This window comes from Thermus sp. (assembly GCF_056332225.1).
The window spans coordinates 1-522 of the sequence record NZ_JBWGQW010000257.1; the positions used below are offsets into that span (position 1 = coordinate 1).

Consider the following 522-nt stretch of genomic DNA (forward strand, 5'->3'; position numbering starts at 1 on the left):
ATCCATTCCTCCCTCGCGGCCTCCTCCCCCACGGCCAAGACCCTGGCCTCGTAGTGGGCCCTCAAGGGGTGGAGAAGGTCAAGGGGGATGGGCACCGCACGCCTGGAGCGGGGTGTCTTGGGGCTGGACAAGAGCCCCCCGGCCCCAAGCTTTACCCAGGCCCGGCTCACATGGATTTCCCCGCGCTCAAAGTCCACATCCTTCCACTTGAGGCCCAGGGCCTCTCCCTTTCTCAAGCCCGTGGAGAGGAGGAGGCGGAAGAAGAGCTCAAGGGGGTGGCCCTTGGCGGCCTCGAGGAGGGCCCTCACTTCGGAGGGCTCGAGGGTCCTGCCCGCCTTCCTGGGAGCCTCCTCCTTGGAGCTCACCCTGGGGGGCCTGAGGGAGGCCAGGGGGTTGCGGGCCAGGAGCTCAAGCCTTACCGCCTCCTCAAAGAGGGCCTTGAGGAGGATAAACACCTTCCTGAGGGTCCTCTCCACATAGCCCTCCTGGGCCAGGGTGTGCAGGGTGCCCTGGATGTGCAGG

At 66.7% G+C, this 522-nt stretch carries 1 protein-coding gene; it reads right to left on the reverse strand.

All coding sequences use genetic code 11. The features are described 5' to 3' along the window. Positions 1-522 (reverse strand): site-specific integrase (locus AC01Y6_RS11230; RefSeq protein WP_476671616.1); only part of this gene is annotated, 522 nt, incomplete at both ends.